Below are 19,489 nucleotides of genomic sequence, written 5' to 3' on the forward strand. Positions count from 1 at the left end.
CTCGATAGGATGGGTCTCAATGGGAATGGCGAGGGTCCAGCATGTCGCGCAACGCATCGCCGACAAGGTTCCACGACAGCACGAAAAGGAAGACGGCAGCGCCGGGGAAGGCCAGCGTGTACCAGAACTGGAAAGGGTTGCCGGGCTGGCCGACGATCCAGTTGCGCGAGTAGGCGATGAACTGTCCCCAGTCGGCATAGCCTTCTTCGGTGCCGACGCCGAGGAAGCTGAGCGCCGAGGCAGACAGCACCATCGAACCAGTCGCCATCGTTGCCAGCACCAGCACCGGGAACATGGCGTTGGGCAGGATGTGCAGCACGATCAGTCTGAGATCGCTGGCGCCGTAGCTGCGTGCCGCATGGATATAGTCCATCTCGCGAATCCTCAGGATCTCGCTTCGGACGATACGGGCATAGCTCATCCACCCGAACGTCGTCAGGGCAATGGTGATCGGCACGATGCCCTTGCCAAGCAGCGCCGTCAGCACCATGGCCGCGATCAGGAACGGCACCGCCATGAACACGTCGACGATGCGCATCAGGATTTCTTCGGCAAGCCCGCCATAATAGGCGGCGACCGCGCCGACCACCGTGCCGATCAGCACGGAGATCGCCACGACCCCGAGACCGATCTTGAACGCCGTGCGCGTTCCCCAGACGACACCGTAGAAGATGTCGTACTGGCCTTGCGTGGTGCCGAAAACGGCCTCCGGCGAAGGTGGCTGCGGCGTTGCCAGGAAGCCTGCGCGCGGCGTGTCGTAGGGTGAAAGCTGGAAGCTTTGCGGCGGCGCCAGAACGGGTGCGAAGACGGCGATCAGCACGAAGGCCAGAAGCACCACGACGCCAAAGAGGGACACCGGATTTCTTGCGAGGTAACGAAGAACCTTCATTGCGTCTTCACCCTCGGATCGAGCAGCGGATAGATAAGGTCGACGATGAGGTTCATCAGCACCAGAACGACCGCAAAATAGAGGCCGAAACCGAGAACCGCCGGGAAATCCAGATTGGCGGCGGTCTTGGCTGCGAACTGGCCGAGGCCGGCATAGTCGAAGATCGTCTCGGTGATGACGACACCGCCCATCATCACGGCGAGTTCCATGCCGGCGATGGTCGCAACCGGCAGAAGCGCATTGCGCCGGGCATGGCGCAGTTCGACGACGCGGCGCGGCAGACCCTTGGCGCGAGCGGTGCGCACATAGTCCTGGCGCAGCGTCTCCAGCATCGACGTGCGCATCACCCGGGTCATGCTGGCAACGTTGACATAGGTCAGCGTGATCACCGGCGCTGCCAGATGGCGAAGCGCATCGCCGAAGATCGCCAGATTGCCGTTCAGCAGCGCATCAACAGTGTTGGCGCCGGTATAACGCACGAAGTCGCCGGAACTGACCACGGTCTGTGCCCATTGGCTGAGCCGGCCGGGCGGAAACCAGTCGAGCGCCGAGTAGAAGATCAACAGCATCAGCAGACCGAAAACGTAGACCGGGAAAGACCAGCCGAGAATGGTGAAGATGCGGATGAGGTGATCCGGCCAACGATTGAGATAGATGCCCGCCCGTGAGCCAAGGAAGATCGCGAGCAGCAGGCATGGAACGAAGGCCAGCACCACCAGTTCCAGGGTCGCCGGAAACAGCGACATCAGCGCGGTCGAAACCGGCTGGCGGGCCGTCTCCGACCAGCCGAGATTGCCGGTCAGGATGCCGCCGATCCAGCGGCCGTACTGAATGTAGAAGGGATCGTTAAGCCCGTACTGTTCGATCATCCTGCGGATGCTTTCCTGACCACCCTTGAGATAATCAGGCGACGGCGCATAGGCCGCCAGTCTCTGCGTCGGCGAAAGCGACATCTGCAGCGCAAAGATCATCAACGACAGAGCGAAGAGAACGATGGGCAACATCATCAGTCGTCTGAGTGCATAGTTCAGCACGGTTCACACGTTCCGATTTCAGGGAAAATGAAACAAAGGGATGTCGGGCGGGGATGCCGCCCGACATGCAGCAATTCAAAGTGCTACAGCGACCTTTGCGCGTCTAATAAGACGCGCGGCGCAGTAGCCAATCAGTCGTTGGCCTTGGTGACCGGATAGAAGTCCCAGGCACCGTAGAGGATCATGTTGTCGACATAACCATCGATGTTGCTGCGGGTGACGACGTAGCCGAAGTCCTCCCACAGGAACTGGGTGGTGGCGTATTCGTACGACATTTCCTGCAGCTTGGCGTAGATCGGCTCGCGCACGGCGGGATCGACCGAGGCCCAGGCCTCATCGAGCAACGGCTTGAACTTCTCCGCCATCAGGTCGCGATAACCCTGGCCAACCATGCCGCCGACGAGACCCGTGGGCGAGAGATAGTAGCTGGCGGCACCGAGCGGACCGCCCGGGTCGGAATAGTCGGGCCCCCAGCCCATCACCGTCAAGGGTGCGGCCGGCTTTTCGCGGTTGTTGAGCTTGTCCGAAACGGATGCCCATGGCAGCGCCTGGATCTGCATCTTGAACTTCGGGTTGATGCGCGACAGGCCCTGCTGCAGCGCCGAAAGTGCGGCGGTCAGCTGCGGGTTGCCTTCGGTGACATAGGCCGTAAACGCAAAGCCGGTCTCCCAGAGCTTGCCGCCGAACGCCTTCTTGAAGTGTTCCTCGGCCTTGGCGGGATCGTAGCTGTAAACAGGCGAATCCGGGCGATAGCCCATGATGCCGCGCACGGTCGGCCCGCGCGACTGCACGGTCTTTCCGAGCAGCACCTGGTTCAGGAGCGCATCGTAGTTCTGGGCGTAGTTGAAGCCCTTGCGCACATCGATGTCGGCGAAGAAGTCCGGCGGAATGCCGGCACCGTCGAGCTTGCCGCTGCCGATGGCCGGGTTGTCGTTGTCGTCGAGCGGCCAGGCGAAGAAGACGCCGCGCGAAAACACCTTCTGCAGGCCGTCGATGACCTTGACGCCCTCGGTCTTGCTGAGTTCGTCGATGAACTCGACCGGCGCGGTGACAAAATCGGCGTCGCCGGACAGAAGCTGCAGGCGTCGCGTCGTCCATTCCGGAACGGTGCGCATGACCACCCGCTCGAGCTTGGCCGGCCCCATGAAATAATTGTCGAAGCGCTTCAGAGTGATGCGCCGGTCGGTGCGGTCCCATTCCTCGAGCATGAATGGCCCTGTGCCGTTCTCCTCGGCAAACAGCGGATTGGCGCCGAGTTCCGGACGATAGTGGGCCTTCCAGGTATCGCCCGAGCCATCCCAGCCGCCGACCGAGGCAACCCATTCCTTGTCGAGAACCGAGGTACCGAACGGCAGCGCGATCACGCCAAGGGTGGCCGGAAACGACTTCGGCAGCTTCAGCGTGAGATTGTCGCCATCGACGATAATCTGCGAGGCGAGCTGGTCATAGACCTTGCGCAGGATCTCGGGGCTGGCGTCGTTGATGGACTTGACCTCGCCTTCGGTCTCTACCCACTTGGCGATGTCGGTATATTTGCCGGCGGTGATCACCTCGGTGATCGCGTTCGACATCCACGACTGACCCTGAAGAATGGCGCGCAGCAGCGAATAGCGCACGTCCTCGGGCGTGATCTGGCCGTAGCCCGGCTCGATCGTCGCCTTCTGGGCGTCGGTCAGCTTGTCGTAATATTCCCAGGTGACCTTGCCGTCGGCGCCCTTGACGCCGACCTTGTGGGCGAAAACGCCCTTGCGGATCGGGAAGGTATAGCTCACCGAGCCGTCGTCGCCCTGCTTGATGAGGCCGTTTTCAAGCGACGGCACCTCGGTCGAAAGCGACGGCACGAACTCGGAGATCTTCGAGCCGTTGAAGTTCAACAGCCGGCTGTAGATGTTGAGCGCGCCGTAGGAGCTTGGCGTGTTGGCGATATAGGCCGGATCGAACGACTGGATGTCGTCGGTCCACATGAAGACGAAAGTGCCGGGGTTCTTGGTCTCGGCCATAGCGGGCGCAGCCGCGATGCCGAGCCCCAGGCTGAGGGCTAGGGCTAAGGTGCGTTTCATCGTTGTTCCCATTTGGTGGAGGCGGAAGTTTTCTTCTCGTTATAAGGGAGGCTAGAAGAGCGCTTGCAGGTCTGTCCAATGTGTAGTTAGGATAGACTATGCAAAACACGCATGAGGGCCGGCATGGAACTGCAATGGCTTGAAGATTTTCTGGAAATCGCCGCGACGCGGAATTTCTCGACGGCGGCGACCGCGCGCAATATTTCCCAACCGGCCTTCAGCCGACGCATCAAATCGCTGGAGAACTGGATTGGCGCCGACCTGATCGACCGCAGCACTTACCCCGTGCAGCTGACCCGGGCCGGCACGATGTTCCTGCCCGGCTGCCAACGGCTCGTCCGCGAAGCGTACCGCCTGCGCACCGACTGCCGCAATGTCGCCGGCGAAAGCTCGGCCATGCTCACCTTCACCTCGCTGCATACGCTGGCGATGTATTTCTTTCCAAAGTGGATCGGCTCGCCGCTGATCTCGCGCATGCCGCTTCGCACCAGCATGCATGCGGCCGACTTCCTCGAAAGCATCGATCACCTGTGCTCCGGCCAGTGCGATTTCGCCATCACTTATGTCCATCCCGACGGCCCTCCGGTGCTGGAGGGCGGCCCGTTCGAATCCCTGCAGATCGGCAAGGACCGGCTCATTCTCGTATCGGGAACCGACGACAACGGCCGGCCGCTGTTCGACATCGACGTGCCCGAAACCACCGAGATCCCCTATCTCGCCTATTCCTGGAGCGACGGTTATATCGGCAAGCTGGCAACGCTGATCCAATCGCGCTGGCGCCGCCCGCTCAACCTCAGCACCGTCTACCAGTCCGGCCTTGCCGATGGCTTGAAGCACATGGCCGTTGCCGGGCGGGGCGTCGCCTGGCTGCCGCAGATTTGCGTCGCCGAGGCCATGCGGCAGGGACGCCTGGCCCAGATCGGCGGCCAGCAGATGTCGCTGGAAATGGAGATCCGGATCTTCAGGCGCGCCGGCCCCGGTAGCCATGACAGCGATGCGCTATGGCAGCATCTCAAGCAATGTGCCGCACTGCCCCAGTACAAGAGCGGCTTCGAGGCAACGACCGACGCGGCCTGAGGCGTCAATCCGCCCGAAATCGCACGACCGGCGCGATATGCGAAGACAGGCGATACAATGCGCAAAGCACATAGTTTTGCCTGCCACAATCGTGACACATTGATTTCACTGGATTTTGCGGCGGCAGCGGATTGGGAGCGAGGCCGATGTCTGCTCCAGCGACCCGGCGGACAGGGCTGATCGCACCTCCCTTCCGTATTGACAGGATGCGACCTCGTTGCGAGACCTGAAAGCGCAACGTCCCTTCGAAATCGGGTGCATGTGCTGATGATCCTGTCCAAATCCGCAAAGCCTGAGCTGCCCGAGGATGTCATCCTTTCCGTGGAAGACCTCGAAGTTTCCTTCGCTGCCGGCACCCGGGCGCAGCTGCGCGCGGTGCGTGGCGTCTCCTTCAGCATCGCGCGCGGCGAGACCGTCGCGCTGGTCGGAGAATCCGGATCGGGCAAATCGGTCACGGCGATGACAATCATGCGGCTGACCGAATATGACGGCGCAGCCATCACCGGCGGACGGGTGTTGATGCGTTTGAAGGACGGCAAGGTCGCCGACCTCGCCAAGCTCTCGGAAAAGCGGGTCGAGGCGCTGCGCGGCGCGGAAATCTCGATCGTCTTCCAGGATCCGATGTCGAGCCTGAACCCGGTCTTCACTGTTGGCGATCAGATCGCCGAGGCGGTGATCCATCATCAGGATAAGACGCCGGAACAGGCGCGCCAGATCGCGCTCAATACCCTGAAGCTGGTCCGTGTGCCCGATGCCGAGCGCCGGCTCGACCAGTATCCCCACCAGCTTTCCGGCGGTATGCGCCAGCGCGTCATGATCGCCATAGCCCTTGCCTGCCGCCCCTCGCTGATGATCCTCGACGAGCCGACAACCGCGCTCGACGTGACCATCCAGGCGCAGATCCTCGATCTGGTTCGCGCCTTGCAGCGCGAGATCGGCATGTCGGTGCTGTTCATCACCCACGACATGGGCGTGGTTGCCGAAGTCGCCGACCGGGTCTGCGTCATGCTCAAGGGCGAGATCGTCGAGGAAGGCTCGGTCTACGACATCTTCGCCAAGCCGAAACATGCCTACACACGCGCGCTGATTTCCGCCGTGCCCCGCCTCGGCAGCATGGCGGACAAGGACGCGCCGGAGAAATTTCCATTGCTTGTGTTCGAACCCGAGCGCCTGCTTGCCGAGGTGACAGAATGAACGCGTCCGCGCCGATGAAGGAAACCCGAAAGCCGCTCGTCGAGGTGCGCAACCTGGTGACGCGCTTCGATTTGAAGGCCGGATTGTTCGGCCATGTCTCGGGTCGGGTGCACGCGGTGGAGAACGTCTCCTTCGACATCTTTCCGGGAGAGACCCTGGCGCTGGTCGGTGAATCCGGCTGTGGCAAGTCGACGGTTGCCCGTTCGATCATGCAGCTCGACCGACCGCGTTCGGGCTCGATCCGGTTCGACGGAACCGAGTTGATCGGCGCGCCGCGCACTATGCTCGCGCGGTTTCGACGCGACGCCCAGATGGTCTTCCAGGATCCGTTCTCGTCGCTCAACCCGCGCATGACGATCGAGCAGTCGCTGATGGACCCTATGCGCGTTCACAAGCTGGGCTCGACCGCGGTCATGCGCGCCCGCGCCGCCGAGCTTCTCTCCAAGGTAGAGCTGTCGCCTGAGCATCTCGAGCGCTATCCGCACGCGTTTTCCGGCGGCCAGCGCCAGCGCATCTGCATCGCCCGCGCGCTTGCGCTCAACCCGCGCCTGATCGTCGCCGACGAGGCCGTCGCCTCGCTCGACGTGACGATCCAGGCGCAGGTCATCAACCTCCTGATGGACTTGCAGCGCGAGATGCAGATCGCCCTCCTGTTCATCAGCCACGACATGGCCGTGGTCGAGCGCATCGCCCACCGTGTCGCGGTGATGTATCTCGGCGAAATCGTCGAGATCGGCGACCGCCGTTCGGTCTTCGGCAATCCGCAGCATCCCTATACCCGCAAGCTCCTGTCGACCGTTCCGATCGCCGACCCGACACGCCGCCCGGAAGGCCGCCAGCCGATGTCCGACGAGATCCCAAGCGCCGTGCGCCCGCCGGACTTCGTGCCGCGCGAACTGCCGATGCAACAGGTCTCATCCAGCCATTTCGTGCGACAGGTCGCAACGGGCTGACGACGACAACCAATCCCCTCTTCAGATCAGAGCATTCCGAGATGAACACTTCCAAAGTGATGCTGGCGGCTGCGAACGCTACCGGCAACGTGACCGCAGACATCGACAGCGCCCCGGCGCAACCGAAAGCCAACGGCTTCCTGCGCCCTGCGGCCGCAGAGCGACCGACGCCCTATATCGAAGTCGACGAATTGCGCCTTGCCCGCAACATTGAGGCCATGCAGCAGCGTGCCGATCAAGCCGGCGTCTCGATGTTTCCGCACGTGAAAACGCACAAGAGCCTTTATGTCGCGCGACGGCAGCTGGCACTTGGCGCCCGCGGCATCACCGCGTCCAAGCCAAGCGAGGCGCTGGTCTTTGCGGAAGCCGGGATACCGTCGATCATCCTTGCCTATCCCATCGTCAAGCCGCAGTCGCTCGACCGTCTGCTGCCCGTGGTCAAGGCGCGCGGCACGCAGCTGCGCACGATCGTGGCGAGCGCGACGGGCGTCGAAGCGTTGTCGGCGCCGCCACAAGTCACGGTGTCGAAATCGGCGTCTTCCTCAAGGTCGATGTCGGCCTCGGCCGCGTCGGCCTCAAGCCGAACGATCCGGCTGCGCTCGAATTGTGCGCCCAGATCGCCGCTTCCGACGGCCTGCACTTTGCCGGCCTGCTTTCGCACGCCGGCCATTCCTACGCGGCCACTGGCCCGCAGGGCCTGGCCAAGGTCTCCCGCGATGAGGCCGCAGACCTTGCCGGTCTCGCCGGCCGGCTTCGGGACCGCGGCATCGCCGTCGACTGCATTTCCGTCGGCGCAACGCCGACCTGTGTCGGCGCGCCTCTGTCCCAGGAGGTCGACTGCGTCCGGCCCGGCAATTACGTGTTCCTCGACGGAACCGCGCTCAGGCTCGGCATCTGCACGGCCGACGACCTGGCGCTCTCGGTGGTTGCGCGCGTCGTTGCCTCCAATGACACGCACTTCATCATCGACGCCGGCTCCAAGTCGATGAGCTCCGATCGCGGCGCACACGGCATGGGCGGCGCCGGCTTCGGCACCGTCGTCAGCGCCGAAGGCGATGGCGAAACAGGTGTCTGGACGCTCGAGCGGCTGTCTGAAGAACATGGCTTCGTTCCCTTCTCGGGACGCCCCTTGACCCTCGGAAGCCGTGTGCGGGTCTTTCCCAACCACTCCTGCGCATCGATCGCCAACTTCGATCATTTCACGCTGCATCACGCCGATGGCGGGGCGACGACACTGCCGGTCGATGCCCGCTGCTGCCAGACCTGATCGGGCGTGTGACGCACGGATGCGTCACAACGACATCGCCGCCCGTGCTACGCGATGGCCGTGTGGCCCAACCGGAGCCCACTGCATGTTTCCTTAAGTCCTATCCGATCTAAGGATAAAAACATGCAGCAATTCAAAGTGCTACGGCGACCTTTGCGCGTCTATTAAGACGCGTGGCGCTGTAGAACTGAAGGCGGGCCTTCGCCTTCAGCCGGCAAAACCTGCCCGCCGGCACGCCACCTTTACCCCTAAGGATCAGCCCCGCTCTCAAGCGACCCCGGCCGGTGAAACGTTCGTTACCAACGGCAGACGGTCTTCCGTTCCGTCTGGACCGAACTGCTGTCATTGGTCAGGGCGTTGCACTTGTCCGCGGTATCTATGCGCGGGAAGAAATCGCCGACGGCCGCCTAGCCGTCGCTCTCGATCGACCATGGCCGAGCGAATTCGCCTATTATATCGTGACGTTGCCTGCGGCGATCGAACGGCCGGCAATTGCGCATTTCGTCGACTGGCTGATGGAAGAGGCGCAAGCGCGACACTTTCGCGGCTCCAACGCCTGAGGCAACGCCCGCCTCCAACTTTGCCTGAATGGCAATTTGACTTATGTCACGACCGATGAATAATGTCAGCAATCGACAACTGAAGGATCCCCATGCCTATCCGCAACACCGATCAGATCATGCACAAAGCCGCGTGGCTCTACTATAGCCATGGGTTACGGCAGGACGAAGTTGCGCAGAAACTGGGGATCTCCCGCGCCTCTGTCGCGACCTATCTCAGGCGAGCACGCGAGACCGGGATCGTCAACATCACCACTTCGACCGAGCTTTTCACCGACGACGTGCTGGCGCGCGAGCTCGAGGATGCAACCGGGGTCACGGCGGCCTGGATCGTGCCGGAGGACCGGCAGGCCATGGACCCGACGGCTGAGATGCCGGTGCTGGCTGCATCCGTCTTTCTCGAACTGATCAACAAGGGAGATCGCGTCGGCGTCGCCTGGGGACGGACGGTCTATCATATCGCCGACGTGATGCCCTTCGCCGACCTGCGGGGCGTCACTGTGGTCCAGCTCTGCGGCAATCTCGGCGCGCCCTATTCCTACCGGCCGGACCAGTGCACGACGGAGATCGCCCGGCGGCTCAACGCTGAAGGCATCAACTTTTATGCCCCGCTGGTACTTTCGTCCGAACGGCTGGCCGAGGAGCTTCGCGGCGAGCCGGTGATCCGCGAGCAACTGTCGACGATCGCCGACTGTCATCTGGCGCTCTATTCCGTCGGCGGCATCGAGGACGACAGCCACCTCGTCAAGTGCGGCGCGCTCAGTGCCAGCGAGATGCACCGCATGGGCGAGGAAGGCGCTGTCGGCGTCATTGCGGGACAATTGATCGACCGTGACGGCCAATGGGTGAATTGCGCCCACAATCGCCGCTGCATCTCGGCGGACCTCTCTTCGATCCGCGCCATCAAAAAGCGCATGCTGGTCGTCCAGGAAGACAGCAAGTTCGAACCGCTGATGGCGGCGCTGAAGGGCGGCTTCGCCTCGCATCTGGTGGTCACGACATCAATGGCGCGCCGCGTCATGGAGCGCTGGAGCCGGGACGGTCTCGGCAAGGTAGACGCAACGACGACTTAAAGCGCGTTGTGATGCGTAGGGCTGGCAGTACGCAAACGGGGCGGTCTTTCGACCGCCCCACTTTCATCAACAAACCGCGTGATCAGGGCTTCGGCATCCACGCCGGCATGGCGACATCCGCATGGGCGAACTGCGGCAGCTTGGTGCCGAGTTCTTCCATGTTCTTGATGTCCTGATCGTTCAGGTCCTTCTGGGTAATCAACGTCGGGGGCACGATGACGCTGCGGCCCGGATCCTCGCCGGCAAGCAGCATGGCGAGTGTGCGAACCGAGACTTGCCCGACCACGGCCGGGTTGGTGGCGGCAGTCGCAGCCCAGGCGGAATCCGGCTCGCGCATTGCCGCGATATCGGAGGTCGAGATATCGGCGGAATAGATCTTCACGTTGGACGAAAGACCGGCTTCGTCGACCGCAATCTTGACGCCCTTGGCGAACTCGTCATAGGGCGCGAACATCACGGTGATATCGGGATTGGCGGAGATGACGGAACGCGCCTGGTTGGCAACCGAGTTGGCAATCGGGTTGTCCATGGTGCCGAATTGCGAGACCTCGCTGATCCCGGAATACCTGCCCTTGAATTCCTTCCAGGTCTCGTCGCGACGGTCGAGCGGAGCGATGCCGGCGACATAGACGTAGCCCGCCTTGAAGCTCTCGCCATTGTCCTTGATCGCCTGCTCCAGAGCGAGGCGGGCAAGATCGCGGTCGGACTGTTCGACCTGCGGGATTTTCTCGTTTTCGACGTTCACGTCGAAGGCAACGACCTTGATGCCGGCGTCGACCGCGCGCTGTGCCGCTTCCTTCATCGATTCCGTCAGGCCGTGCTGGATGATGATCCCCTGCACGCCGAGCGCGATCGCCTGGTCGACCATGTCGGCCTGCAGCGCTGCATCCTGGCGGCTGTCGAGAACCTGCAACTGAACGCCGAGAGCCTTTGCCTGCGCCTCCACGCCGGCAAGGTAGGACTGGAAGAAATCGCCGGTCGACAGATAGCGCACCAGCGCGATCTTGACGTCAGCCGGCTTGTCGAAGGGCTTCGGCATATCGGCGGCAAAGGAAGCGGTGGCGAAAGCCACGGTTCCGGCAAGGCCAAGCGCCAGCTTGCCCATTGCTCTGCGTGTCATGTTCATTTCAGTCTCCTCCACTGGTGAACGTTTGTTGTCCGCGGGCGGGGCTTTCCCGTCAGCGTTTGCCTCTTTTCGAGAGCGCAAAGGTGAAGATCAGGGCGATGACGAGAACCGCGCCCTTGATGAAATCCTGCGTGTAATAGGGCGCATTCATCATCGTCAGGCCCTGGAGCAGGATGCCGACGAAGAGCGCGCCGATCGCCGTGCCGAACGCATTCGGCTTGGCCGCCCCCAAGACGGCAAAGCCGATCAGCGCGGCGGCAACGGCATCGAGCAGCAGATTGTTGCCCGAGGCGATGTCGCCGCGGCCGAGGCGCGCGGCGAGCAGGATGCCGCCGATCGACGCGAAGACGCCTGAAATGACATAGGCCGAGATCTTATAGGCGTTGACCGGAGCGCCAGCCAGGCCGGCGGCGCGCTCGTTGGAGCCGACCGCATACATCATGCGCCCAAAGCGGGTGTATTCGAGGAAGAACCAGATCAGTACCGCCAGCACGATCAGCACCACGACGGCAACCGGCACGAGGTTCGGCAGGATGAGATCGAAGCGATGGCGGCCAAGCCCCAGGAAGGCAGGGCTGAAAGTGCCTGTTGCCACCGAGCCATCGGGAAGCGTCATGCCGGCGGCGATCGAACGGCCCTCGGTCGGTATGCGCTGCAGGCCGAGCAGCAGGAACATCATGCCGAGCGTCGCGAGCAGGTCCGGCACGCGCATGTAGACGATGATGATACCGTTGATCAGCCCGACGAGAACGCCGATCGCCAGGCAGACGAGCGTCGCCGTCAGCGCATCTCCGCCCATCACCACCATCACATAGGATGACGCCATCATTGACGTGGTCGCGACCGAGCCGATCGACAGGTCGAAACCGCCAACAACGAGCGTGGCCGTGACGCCGAGCGCCAGGATGCCGGTGATCGACACGGATTGCAGGATGAAGACGGCGCTCTGCGGCGAGGAAAACCCGTTCGTCACCAGCGAGAAGTAGACGACCAGTCCGCCCAGAAGGACAAGGAAACCGTATTTGATGGCGATATCGCGCAGGCCAACCGTGGCCGTGGGCGGCAGCACCGGCAACGCGGAAGCGGCGGGCACCGCGGGTTTCATCTGTTCACTGCTCATGGGGCTGTCCCTGCTGATGATGTTGACCGGCGATCTCCTGCAGGAGGCGCTCGACGTCGACCGAAGCGTTGCGATGCTCGCCGACCACAGTGTGTTCCGACATCACCAGAATGCGGTCGGCGACCTCGAAAGCTTCGTCGAGTTCGGTCAGGAAGACGATAGTGGCGCGACCCGCCGCCGAGGCGCGCAGTTTGGCGCCGATATCGCGGCGTGCGGCGATGTCGACGCCCTGGAAAGGCTCGTCGAGGATCAGGAGACGCGACGGCTCGGAAAGCCACCGCCCGACCATCACCTTCTGCTGATTGCCGCCGGAAAGCGTCTGCATTTCGTCGCGCTCGCTGCGGCAGACGACGCCGAGGGCGGCGATCTGCGCCCGCGATTTCGCCCGTTCGGACCGGCGGTTCGCTATGCCGAAGCGCGACAGCCGCTTGAGGAACGGCAGGCTGATATTCTCGTAGATGTTGAAATCGGGAACGATGCCGCTGTCGGATCGATCCTTCGCCACCAGAAACACGCCCTTGGCAATCGCCTGGCCGGTCGATTGCGGGCGATAGGAAGCGCCGTCGAGCGTCATCTGGCCGGCGGCGGGCGGGCGGGCTCCGAAGAGCGTCTCGGCCAGCGCCGTCTTGCCGACGCCTACGAGGCCCGTGACCGCGACGATTTCTCCATCGCCCAGTTTGAGATCGAACGGACGCGACGTGTCGGTAAGTTTCAGTCCCTGGGCAGAAAAGACGCAACCGAGCCCTTCGCGCACGGTCACGTCGCCTGCCGAGACTTTCTGTCCGAGCATCGCATTGACGGCACCCTCACAGTCCAGATCCGCGCCTTCGAAGCGGCCGGTTATGCGCCCGTCGCGCAGGGTGACGATGCTGTCGGCGAGCCTGCGGATGTCGGACATCCGGTGCGAGATATAAAGGATCGCGACCCCACGGGCTTTCAGCCGGTCGAGAAGCTCGAACAGCCGATCGGCCTCTGCACTCGAGAGCGACGACGTCGGCTCGTCGAGGATCAGCACCTGCGGCTCGTGCGCCATGGCGCGGGCGATCGCCACCATCTGCCGGTCGGCGAGCGTCAGATCGTTGATATCAGCGGAAAGATCTATGGCGAGGCCCATGCGGGCGGCAACGACGGCTGCCTCGCGCCTTACCCGGCGCGGGTTGAAGAACAGGCGCGCACCGCGGCCGTTCAGCCGGTCGAGCGTGAGGTTGGTCGCGACGTCGAGGTCGGCAACGACGCCATCATTGATGTTCTGGTGAACCGTCACCACACCAGCACGGATCGCCTCCGCCGGTGTTGTCGGCGAAAAAGGGAGATCATCCAGCTGCATGGCTCCGGCGTCTCCGACGTAGACGCCGCAGAGGATGCGCACCAGTGTCGACTTTCCAGCGCCGTTGGCGCCCATCAGCACCGTCACGGCACCCTTACGCAATTCGAGATCGACGCCCTTCAGAACCGGTATCGGCCCGAAGGATTTGCGCACGCCCTCGACGCGAAACACTGCTTGTTCGCTCATGCTCTCCTCCCAATGAAGTCAGGTTAGGATGGCTATCCATCAAATGTCAAGGCGATTGACATTTGACAGAATGCCGACTTACCTATGGTCCATGACAGCATGGCGAGGAGCGGCCGAGGCCGGCCATGCCCATAGGGAGGACCATATGGACAAGCACGTTTTCGAGGCGCTCAGCGCCGAAACGCTGCCATTAAGGCTGAGCGGCAATGCTGCGCTATGTGACAGGATCGGCGGCGATCATGGCCGTTGGCAGGTCAAGGAGGTCGGCGACGGCAACCTCAATCTCGTCTTCATCGTCACGGGCGATAAGGGCGCGGCGATCGTCAAGCAGGCGCTCCCCTATGTCAGGCTCGTCGGCGAGCGCTGGCCCCTGCCGCTGAAACGGTCATTTTTCGAGTACCACGCCCTCACCCGCCAGGCGGCGCGCGACCCGGGCATGGTGCCGGAAATCCTGTACTTCGACGCCGAGCAGGCGATGATCATCATGGAGTACCTGACGCCGCACGTGATCCTGCGGCGCGCGCTGATCGCGGGGCGCAGGCTGCCGAAGATCGGTCGCGATCTCGGGCTTTTCGCCGCCCGCACGCTCTTTCGCGGCTCGGATCTTTCGATGCCGACGCGCGACAAAAAGGCCGATCTCGCGCTTTTCGCCGACAATGTCGAACTTTGCGATATCACCGAAAACCTGGTTTTCTCCGATCCCTACTTCGAGGCGGAGATGAACCGGCATACGACACCACACCTCGACAGCCTGGTCGAGGAACTCCGCCGCGACCGTGACTTGAAGGTCGAAGCGCAGCGCCTGAAACATATCTTTTCCGCCAAGGCCGAAACGCTTTGCCACGGCGACCTGCACACCGGCTCCGTCATGGTCACCGACGACGAAACGCGCGTCATCGACCCGGAATTCGCCTTCTACGGCCCGATCAGCTTCGACGTCGGCATGCTCTTGGCGAACTTCTGGATGAGCTACTTCTCTCAAGGTGGCCACGAGAGCGCGGCCGGCGAACGCGACCAGATGCGCACCTACCTGCTGGATACGACAGAGACGATCTGGGAAACCTTCTGCGACGAGTTTTCCGCGCTCTGGCGCAGCGAGCGCAATGGCATTCTCTACCAGGCAAGCGTTTTCGAAGAACGCGACGACCCGTTCGGCTCGGAACAGGCGCTGACTATCGTCCTCGATGAGATCTACCGCGAGATGCTCGGCTTTGCCGGGGTCGAGATCCTCAGGCGCATCCTCGGCCTTGCCCACAACGCCGATTTCGAAACCATCGACGACCTCAGCCGCCGCGCCAAATGCGAAAGCAAGGCGCTGAAGCTCGGTCGCCATCTTGCCGTCAACCGGGATCGCATTGCGAGCCTCAGGGATATTCGCGCAACCGCGCAGCGGCTTCAGCAGGAGACACTTTCGTGAAAGTCGGAGAAAAGCACTACCATACGATCTGGCTCAACGCCGACGGCCGCTCGGTCGACATTATCGACCAGCGCTGGCTGCCGCACGAATTCCGGATCGTCACGCTGAAGACGGTCGCCGACGTCGCCGTCGCCATTCGCGACATGTGGGTGCGCGGTGCGCCGCTGATCGGCGTCACGGCCGCCTACGGCATCGCCATTGCCATGGCCGACGATCCGTCAGACCGCCATCTCGATTCAGTCTGGGAGGAGCTCAACGAGACACGGCCGACGCGATCAACCTGCGCTGGGCGCTCGACGCCATGCAGCAGTTCCTGCGCCCTCTGCCGGCCGAAGAGCGCGCCGAAGCCGCTTATCGCCGCGCTGGAGAGATCGCCGAGGAGGATGTCGAACTCAATCGGGCGATCGGCGCCAACGGCCTGAAAATCATCCGCGAGATTGCGGCGACCAAGAAGCCCGGCGAGCCGGTCAACATCCTCACCCACTGCAATGCCGGCTGGCTCGCAACGGTCGACTACGGAACGGCGACAGCGCCGATCTACATGGCGACGGAGGCGGGCATCCCCGTCCACGTCTATGTCGACGAGACCCGGCCGCGCAACCAGGGTGCGCAGCTCACCGCCTGGGAATTGAACGGCCATGGTGTCCCGCACACGCTGATCGTCGACAATGCCGGCGGCCACCTGATGCAGCACGGCGAAGTCGACATGGTGATCGTCGGCACCGACCGCACCACCGCCAATGGCGATGTCTGCAACAAGATCGGCACCTATCTGAAGGCGCTTGCCGCCAGCGACAACGACGTCCCCTTCTATGTCGCGCTGCCCTCGCCGACCATCGACTGGACGGTCAAGGACGGCGTGAAGGAGATTCCGATCGAGGAGCGCACCGGCGACGAGGTGAGCTTCGTCCAGGGCCGCGGCCCCGACGGTTCGATCATCTCGGTTCGCGTTTCGCCAGAAGGCAGCCCTTCGGCAAACCCGGCCTTCGACGTGACGCCGGCCCGGCTCATCACTGGCCTCATCACCGAGCGCGGCGTCGCCGTGCCCTCGCCCGAAGGCCTCAAAGCGCTGTTTCCGGAAAGGAGCTGACCGATGAGCCTTACAAACCAGAAGACCACCGAAGAAATCGCGCTCGGCATTCGCCGCCGCGTCTTCTTCCACACGATGAAGAACAACGGCGGCTATCTGAGCCAGGCCTGCTCGGCCGCCGAAAGCCTTGCCTTGCTCTACAACGAGATCCTGACGCTCGGCGAGCCGACCTTGCCCAAAGTACCGCTGCCGTTTCGCGGCGTGCCCTCTGCCGATAACCCGGAGGCCTTCACCGGCGCGGGCTATCACGGCCCGGCAGCACCCGAGTACGACCGCTTCTTCATCTCGCCGGCGCACTATGCGCTGGTGATTTATAGCGCGCTCATCGAAGTCGGCCGTATGGACGATAGCGCGCTCGACCATTTCAACAAGGACGGAAGCTCGGTCGAGATGATCGGCGCCGAACACAGCCCGGGCATGGAGGTTACGACCGGCTCGCTGGCACAGGGGCTTTCCATGGCCTCCGGCGTCGCCTTCGCTCGCAAGAAGCGCAACGAACCAGGCAAGGTCTGGGTCTACATGTCCGACGGGGAATTCCAGGAGGGACAAACCTGGGAGTGCCTTGCCGCCATGGCCCATCACGGGATCGACAACATCCGCGTCATCGTCGACGTCAACCGCCAGCAATGCGACGGCGCCATGTCCTCGGTTCTCGATCTGAGCGACCTCGCCGGTCGGGTCGAAGCCTTCGGGGCAACCTGCCGCTCGATCGACGGTCACGATCTGCAGGCCATGCGCATTGCTGCCAACAGCGCAGAACCCGGCAAGCCGCTGATCATCCTCGCCAATACGTCGCCGTTCCAGGGAATGAACTTTTTGCAGAAACGCTTCCCCCGCCTTCATTACGTGCGCTTCAAGAGCGCCGAGGAGCGGCTTGAGATGCAGGCGGCACTGGCTGTCGAACTGGGCGTGAGCCCGAACGAAATGGAAGGGGCCTGACCATGGTCGAAATCGTCAACCGCCCTTATGCGAGAGCATTCGAGGCTTTCGCGACAGCGCGCCCGGAAGTGCTTTGCCTTTCGGCTGACCTCACCTCTTCCTGCGAAGTCGACGGTTTCCGTGATCGGCATCCGGAGCAGTTCCTGTCGCTGGGGATGGCTGAGCAGAACATGCTCTCCTTCGCCGGCGGGCTTGCCATGCAGGGTTATCGGCCGTTCATCCACACCTTCTCGGTCTTTGTCTACCGCCGCCCCTACGATCAGTTGATCAATTCGATCGCCTATTCCAATCGCAAGGTCCGGCTGATGGGCTTCCTGCCGGGCATCACCACGCCGGGCGGTATCACCCACCAGGCCATCGAAGACATCGCCGTCATGCGCGCCGTGCCGAACATGACGATCTTCGAGACCGGCGACGCGACCGAGGTCGAGACCGTGCTCGAGGTTGCCGATGCGATCGACGGCCCGGTCTATGTCCGCGTCCTTCGCGGCGAAGTTCCACGGCTTTTTTCTACGCCGTTCGCCTTCAACAAACTGCGCACGCTCTCGGAAGGCGACGACATCCTCGTCGTCAGCTCGGGCGTCTGCACCGAAGAGGCCCTGCGGGCGACACGGCCGATCGAAGCCCGCGGGATCGGGCTGCATCACCTGCACGCCTCGACGCTCAAGCCGTTCGACCGAGACGGGTTGATCAAGGCTGCGCGCGGCAAGAAGGGCATCGTCACGCTCGAGAACCACACCATCGTCGGCGGGCTCGGATCGCTGGTGGCCGAGATCCTCGCCGAAGAGGGGCTTGGCGTCCGTCTGAAGCGCCTCGGCCTGAAGGACACTTTTGCCCATGGCGCCTCGAAGCCTTACCTGATGAAGAAGTACGGCCTTGATGCCGGCGCGCTGGTGTCGGCAATCGAGGAGCTTACCGGCAGATCGCTCGAAATCGGCGAGGACGAACTGACCGAGGTTCGTCTCGACCACGTGCATTCGGCACAGAAGGCGGAGGCGCTCTGATGGCGCCCCGGTTTACCGTCAGCTATTACGTCAGGGCCGCAGATGAAGCCGAGGCGCGCGCACGGGCGCTGGATATCGCCCTGGAACAGACGGTCGAAATCCCGCGCGATGTCGTGCCCAAAGGTTATGTCGAGGATGAAATCCTCGGCAAGCTCGAAGCCCTCGCGCAGGACCCGGTCGGGCGCCCCGGCTACCTCGCCACCATTTCCTATAGCGAGGACGATGTCGGCGGCGACTTCCTACAATTCCTCAACATCGTCTTCGGCAACAGTTCGATCAAACCGGGATTGAAAGTCGAGGACATCGGCCTGTCCAAGGGCATCCTTGCTCTCTGCCATGGTCCGCGACATGGCATTGCCGGGCTGCGGCAAAAAGCCGGCATCGGCGCGAAACCGCTGTTGATGTCGGCCATCAAGCCGGTCGGATTGTCTACGTCCGAACTGGCGCGCCGCGCGCACGACTTCGCGCTCGGCGGCATGCATTTCGTCAAGGACGACCACGGATTGGTCGATCAAAGGACGTCACCATTTGCCGCACGCTTGGCAGCTTGCGTCGACGCCGTCGGCGAAGCCAATGCGAAGGGCGGCGGGCGAGCCAGTTTCGTGCCGAATATTACAGCGTCGTCAAAAGAGCTGTTCGAGCGGGCGAAGATGGCGGAAGAGGCCGGCGCCGGCGCGGTCATGATATCCCCGGCGCTGGCCGGCTATCACGTCATTCACACGCTGGCGTCCGACCCGGATTTCACGTTGCCGATCGTTTCACACCCCGCATTTTCGGGCGCCAACGTCGTCTCGCCGGATACCGGCTTTTCCCATCGGTGCTTCTACGGCGCCTTGCAGCGGCTGATGGGTGCCGATGCGGCGATCTATCCGAATTTCGGCGGCCGTTTCGGCTTTACCCGCGAGGAGTGCCAGTCGATCGCCAAGGCCTGCGCCGACGACATGGGCGGCCCGAAGGCGATCGTGCCGGCGCCAGGTGGCGGCATGAATCTTAGCCGTGTGCCGGAGATGCGCGAGGCCTACGGAAACGACGTAATGTATCTGATCGGCGGCGCGCTGCTTCAGGACACGGACATCGTTTCGGCCAGCCGCCGGATCGTCGAAGCGGTTGCACGCTAAGCGTACGACGGTTCAGCTACGAGATAGCCTCCCAAGGCTCTGCCGGGCGCGATGG

At 62.9% G+C, this 19,489-nt stretch carries 16 protein-coding genes and 2 pseudogenes; 12 read left to right on the plus strand and 6 right to left on the minus strand.

The genetic code is table 11. The annotated features are described in order from the left end of the window. Positions 1-16: 16 nt before the first annotated feature. The 3 genes from BKP54_RS22040 to BKP54_RS22050 form a co-directional block, all read right to left on the minus strand. Entirely contained in the window at positions 17-889 is an 873-nt protein-coding gene (locus tag BKP54_RS22040; protein WP_025429487.1) for an ABC transporter permease, read from the minus strand. Continuing rightward, positions 886-1,923, minus strand: a complete 1,038-nt coding sequence (locus BKP54_RS22045; protein WP_244496071.1) for an ABC transporter permease — start codon at positions 1,921-1,923, stop codon at positions 886-888. The genes BKP54_RS22040 and BKP54_RS22045 overlap by 4 nt, the downstream gene beginning before the upstream one ends. A gap of 131 nt (positions 1,924-2,054) precedes the next feature. Beyond that, positions 2,055-3,983, minus strand: coding sequence for an ABC transporter substrate-binding protein (locus BKP54_RS22050; protein ID WP_057207598.1), 1,929 nt, complete (start codon positions 3,981-3,983; stop codon positions 2,055-2,057). A gap of 123 nt (positions 3,984-4,106) precedes the next feature. Between BKP54_RS22050 and BKP54_RS22055 the strand changes: the two genes are divergently transcribed. From BKP54_RS22055 to BKP54_RS22080, 7 genes and pseudogenes are all read left to right on the plus strand, one after another. Further along, positions 4,107-5,060, plus strand: a complete 954-nt coding sequence (locus BKP54_RS22055; RefSeq protein ID WP_025429490.1) for a LysR family transcriptional regulator — start codon at positions 4,107-4,109, stop codon at positions 5,058-5,060. Between the two features lie 267 nt (positions 5,061-5,327). Then, a complete protein-coding gene (locus BKP54_RS22060; RefSeq protein ID WP_082523601.1) occupies positions 5,328-6,254 on the plus strand; it encodes an ABC transporter ATP-binding protein in 927 nt (308 codons plus the stop codon). Next, a complete protein-coding gene (locus tag BKP54_RS22065; RefSeq protein WP_082555556.1) occupies positions 6,251-7,207 on the plus strand; it encodes an ATP-binding cassette domain-containing protein in 957 nt (318 codons plus the stop codon). The genes BKP54_RS22060 and BKP54_RS22065 overlap by 4 nt, the downstream gene beginning before the upstream one ends. A gap of 218 nt (positions 7,208-7,425) precedes the next feature. Further along, positions 7,426-8,012, plus strand: a pseudogene (locus BKP54_RS36685) (alanine racemase); the annotation flags it as partial. Positions 8,013-8,129: 117 nt separating this feature from the next. Then, positions 8,130-8,474 (plus strand): hypothetical protein, encoded by a 345-nt coding sequence (locus BKP54_RS36690; RefSeq protein ID WP_245317887.1) that lies wholly within the window; start codon positions 8,130-8,132, stop codon positions 8,472-8,474. Between the two features lie 284 nt (positions 8,475-8,758). Beyond that, positions 8,759-9,034, plus strand: coding sequence for a LysR substrate-binding domain-containing protein (locus BKP54_RS22075; protein WP_245317883.1), 276 nt, complete (start codon positions 8,759-8,761; stop codon positions 9,032-9,034). A gap of 92 nt (positions 9,035-9,126) precedes the next feature. Beyond that, positions 9,127-10,107 carry a sugar-binding transcriptional regulator gene (locus BKP54_RS22080; protein ID WP_084814955.1) on the plus strand — a complete coding sequence of 327 codons (981 nt, stop codon included), beginning with the start codon at positions 9,127-9,129 and terminating at the stop codon, positions 10,105-10,107. A gap of 82 nt (positions 10,108-10,189) precedes the next feature. Here BKP54_RS22080 and BKP54_RS22085 read toward each other — a convergent pair whose 3' ends face one another. Genes BKP54_RS22085 through BKP54_RS22095 form a run of 3 tightly spaced genes read right to left on the minus strand, consistent with a single transcriptional unit; the run spans position 10,190 to position 13,866 of the window. Then, positions 10,190-11,233, minus strand: coding sequence for a substrate-binding domain-containing protein (locus BKP54_RS22085; protein ID WP_084814956.1), 1,044 nt, complete (start codon positions 11,231-11,233; stop codon positions 10,190-10,192). 52 nt (positions 11,234-11,285) lie between these two features. After that, positions 11,286-12,353: an ABC transporter permease gene (locus BKP54_RS22090; RefSeq protein WP_128090476.1), complete on the minus strand. Its 1,068-nt coding sequence runs from the start codon at positions 12,351-12,353 to the stop codon at positions 11,286-11,288. Beyond that, positions 12,343-13,866: a sugar ABC transporter ATP-binding protein gene (locus BKP54_RS22095; RefSeq protein ID WP_084814957.1), complete on the minus strand. Its 1,524-nt coding sequence runs from the start codon at positions 13,864-13,866 to the stop codon at positions 12,343-12,345. The genes BKP54_RS22090 and BKP54_RS22095 overlap by 11 nt, the downstream gene beginning before the upstream one ends. A gap of 145 nt (positions 13,867-14,011) precedes the next feature. Between BKP54_RS22095 and mtnK the strand changes: the two genes are divergently transcribed. From mtnK to BKP54_RS22120, 5 genes and pseudogenes are all read left to right on the plus strand, one after another. Then, positions 14,012-15,283, plus strand: a complete 1,272-nt coding sequence (gene mtnK / locus BKP54_RS22100) for an S-methyl-5-thioribose kinase (RefSeq protein WP_025429497.1) — start codon at positions 14,012-14,014, stop codon at positions 15,281-15,283. Beyond that, a pseudogene (mtnA, locus tag BKP54_RS22105) lies at positions 15,280-16,373 on the plus strand (S-methyl-5-thioribose-1-phosphate isomerase). Before mtnK ends, mtnA begins: the two are co-directional and overlap by 4 nt. A 3-nt stretch (positions 16,374-16,376) precedes the next feature. Next, entirely contained in the window at positions 16,377-17,312 is a 936-nt protein-coding gene (locus BKP54_RS22110; RefSeq protein ID WP_084814958.1) for a 1-deoxy-D-xylulose-5-phosphate synthase N-terminal domain-containing protein, read from the plus strand. Between the two features lie 2 nt (positions 17,313-17,314). After that, positions 17,315-18,316, plus strand: a complete 1,002-nt coding sequence (locus tag BKP54_RS22115) for a transketolase C-terminal domain-containing protein (RefSeq protein ID WP_025429500.1) — start codon at positions 17,315-17,317, stop codon at positions 18,314-18,316. Next, the gene (locus BKP54_RS22120) at positions 18,316-19,434 is read left to right on the plus strand and encodes a RuBisCO large subunit C-terminal-like domain-containing protein (protein ID WP_025429501.1); all 1,119 of its coding nucleotides are present in this window, start codon (positions 18,316-18,318) and stop codon (positions 19,432-19,434) included. Before BKP54_RS22115 ends, BKP54_RS22120 begins: the two co-directional genes overlap by 1 nt. Positions 19,435-19,489: the final 55 nt, after the last annotated feature.

Source organism: Ensifer sp. 1H6, from assembly GCF_001976035.1.
Classification (GTDB): domain Bacteria; phylum Pseudomonadota; class Alphaproteobacteria; order Rhizobiales; family Rhizobiaceae; genus Ensifer; species Ensifer canadensis.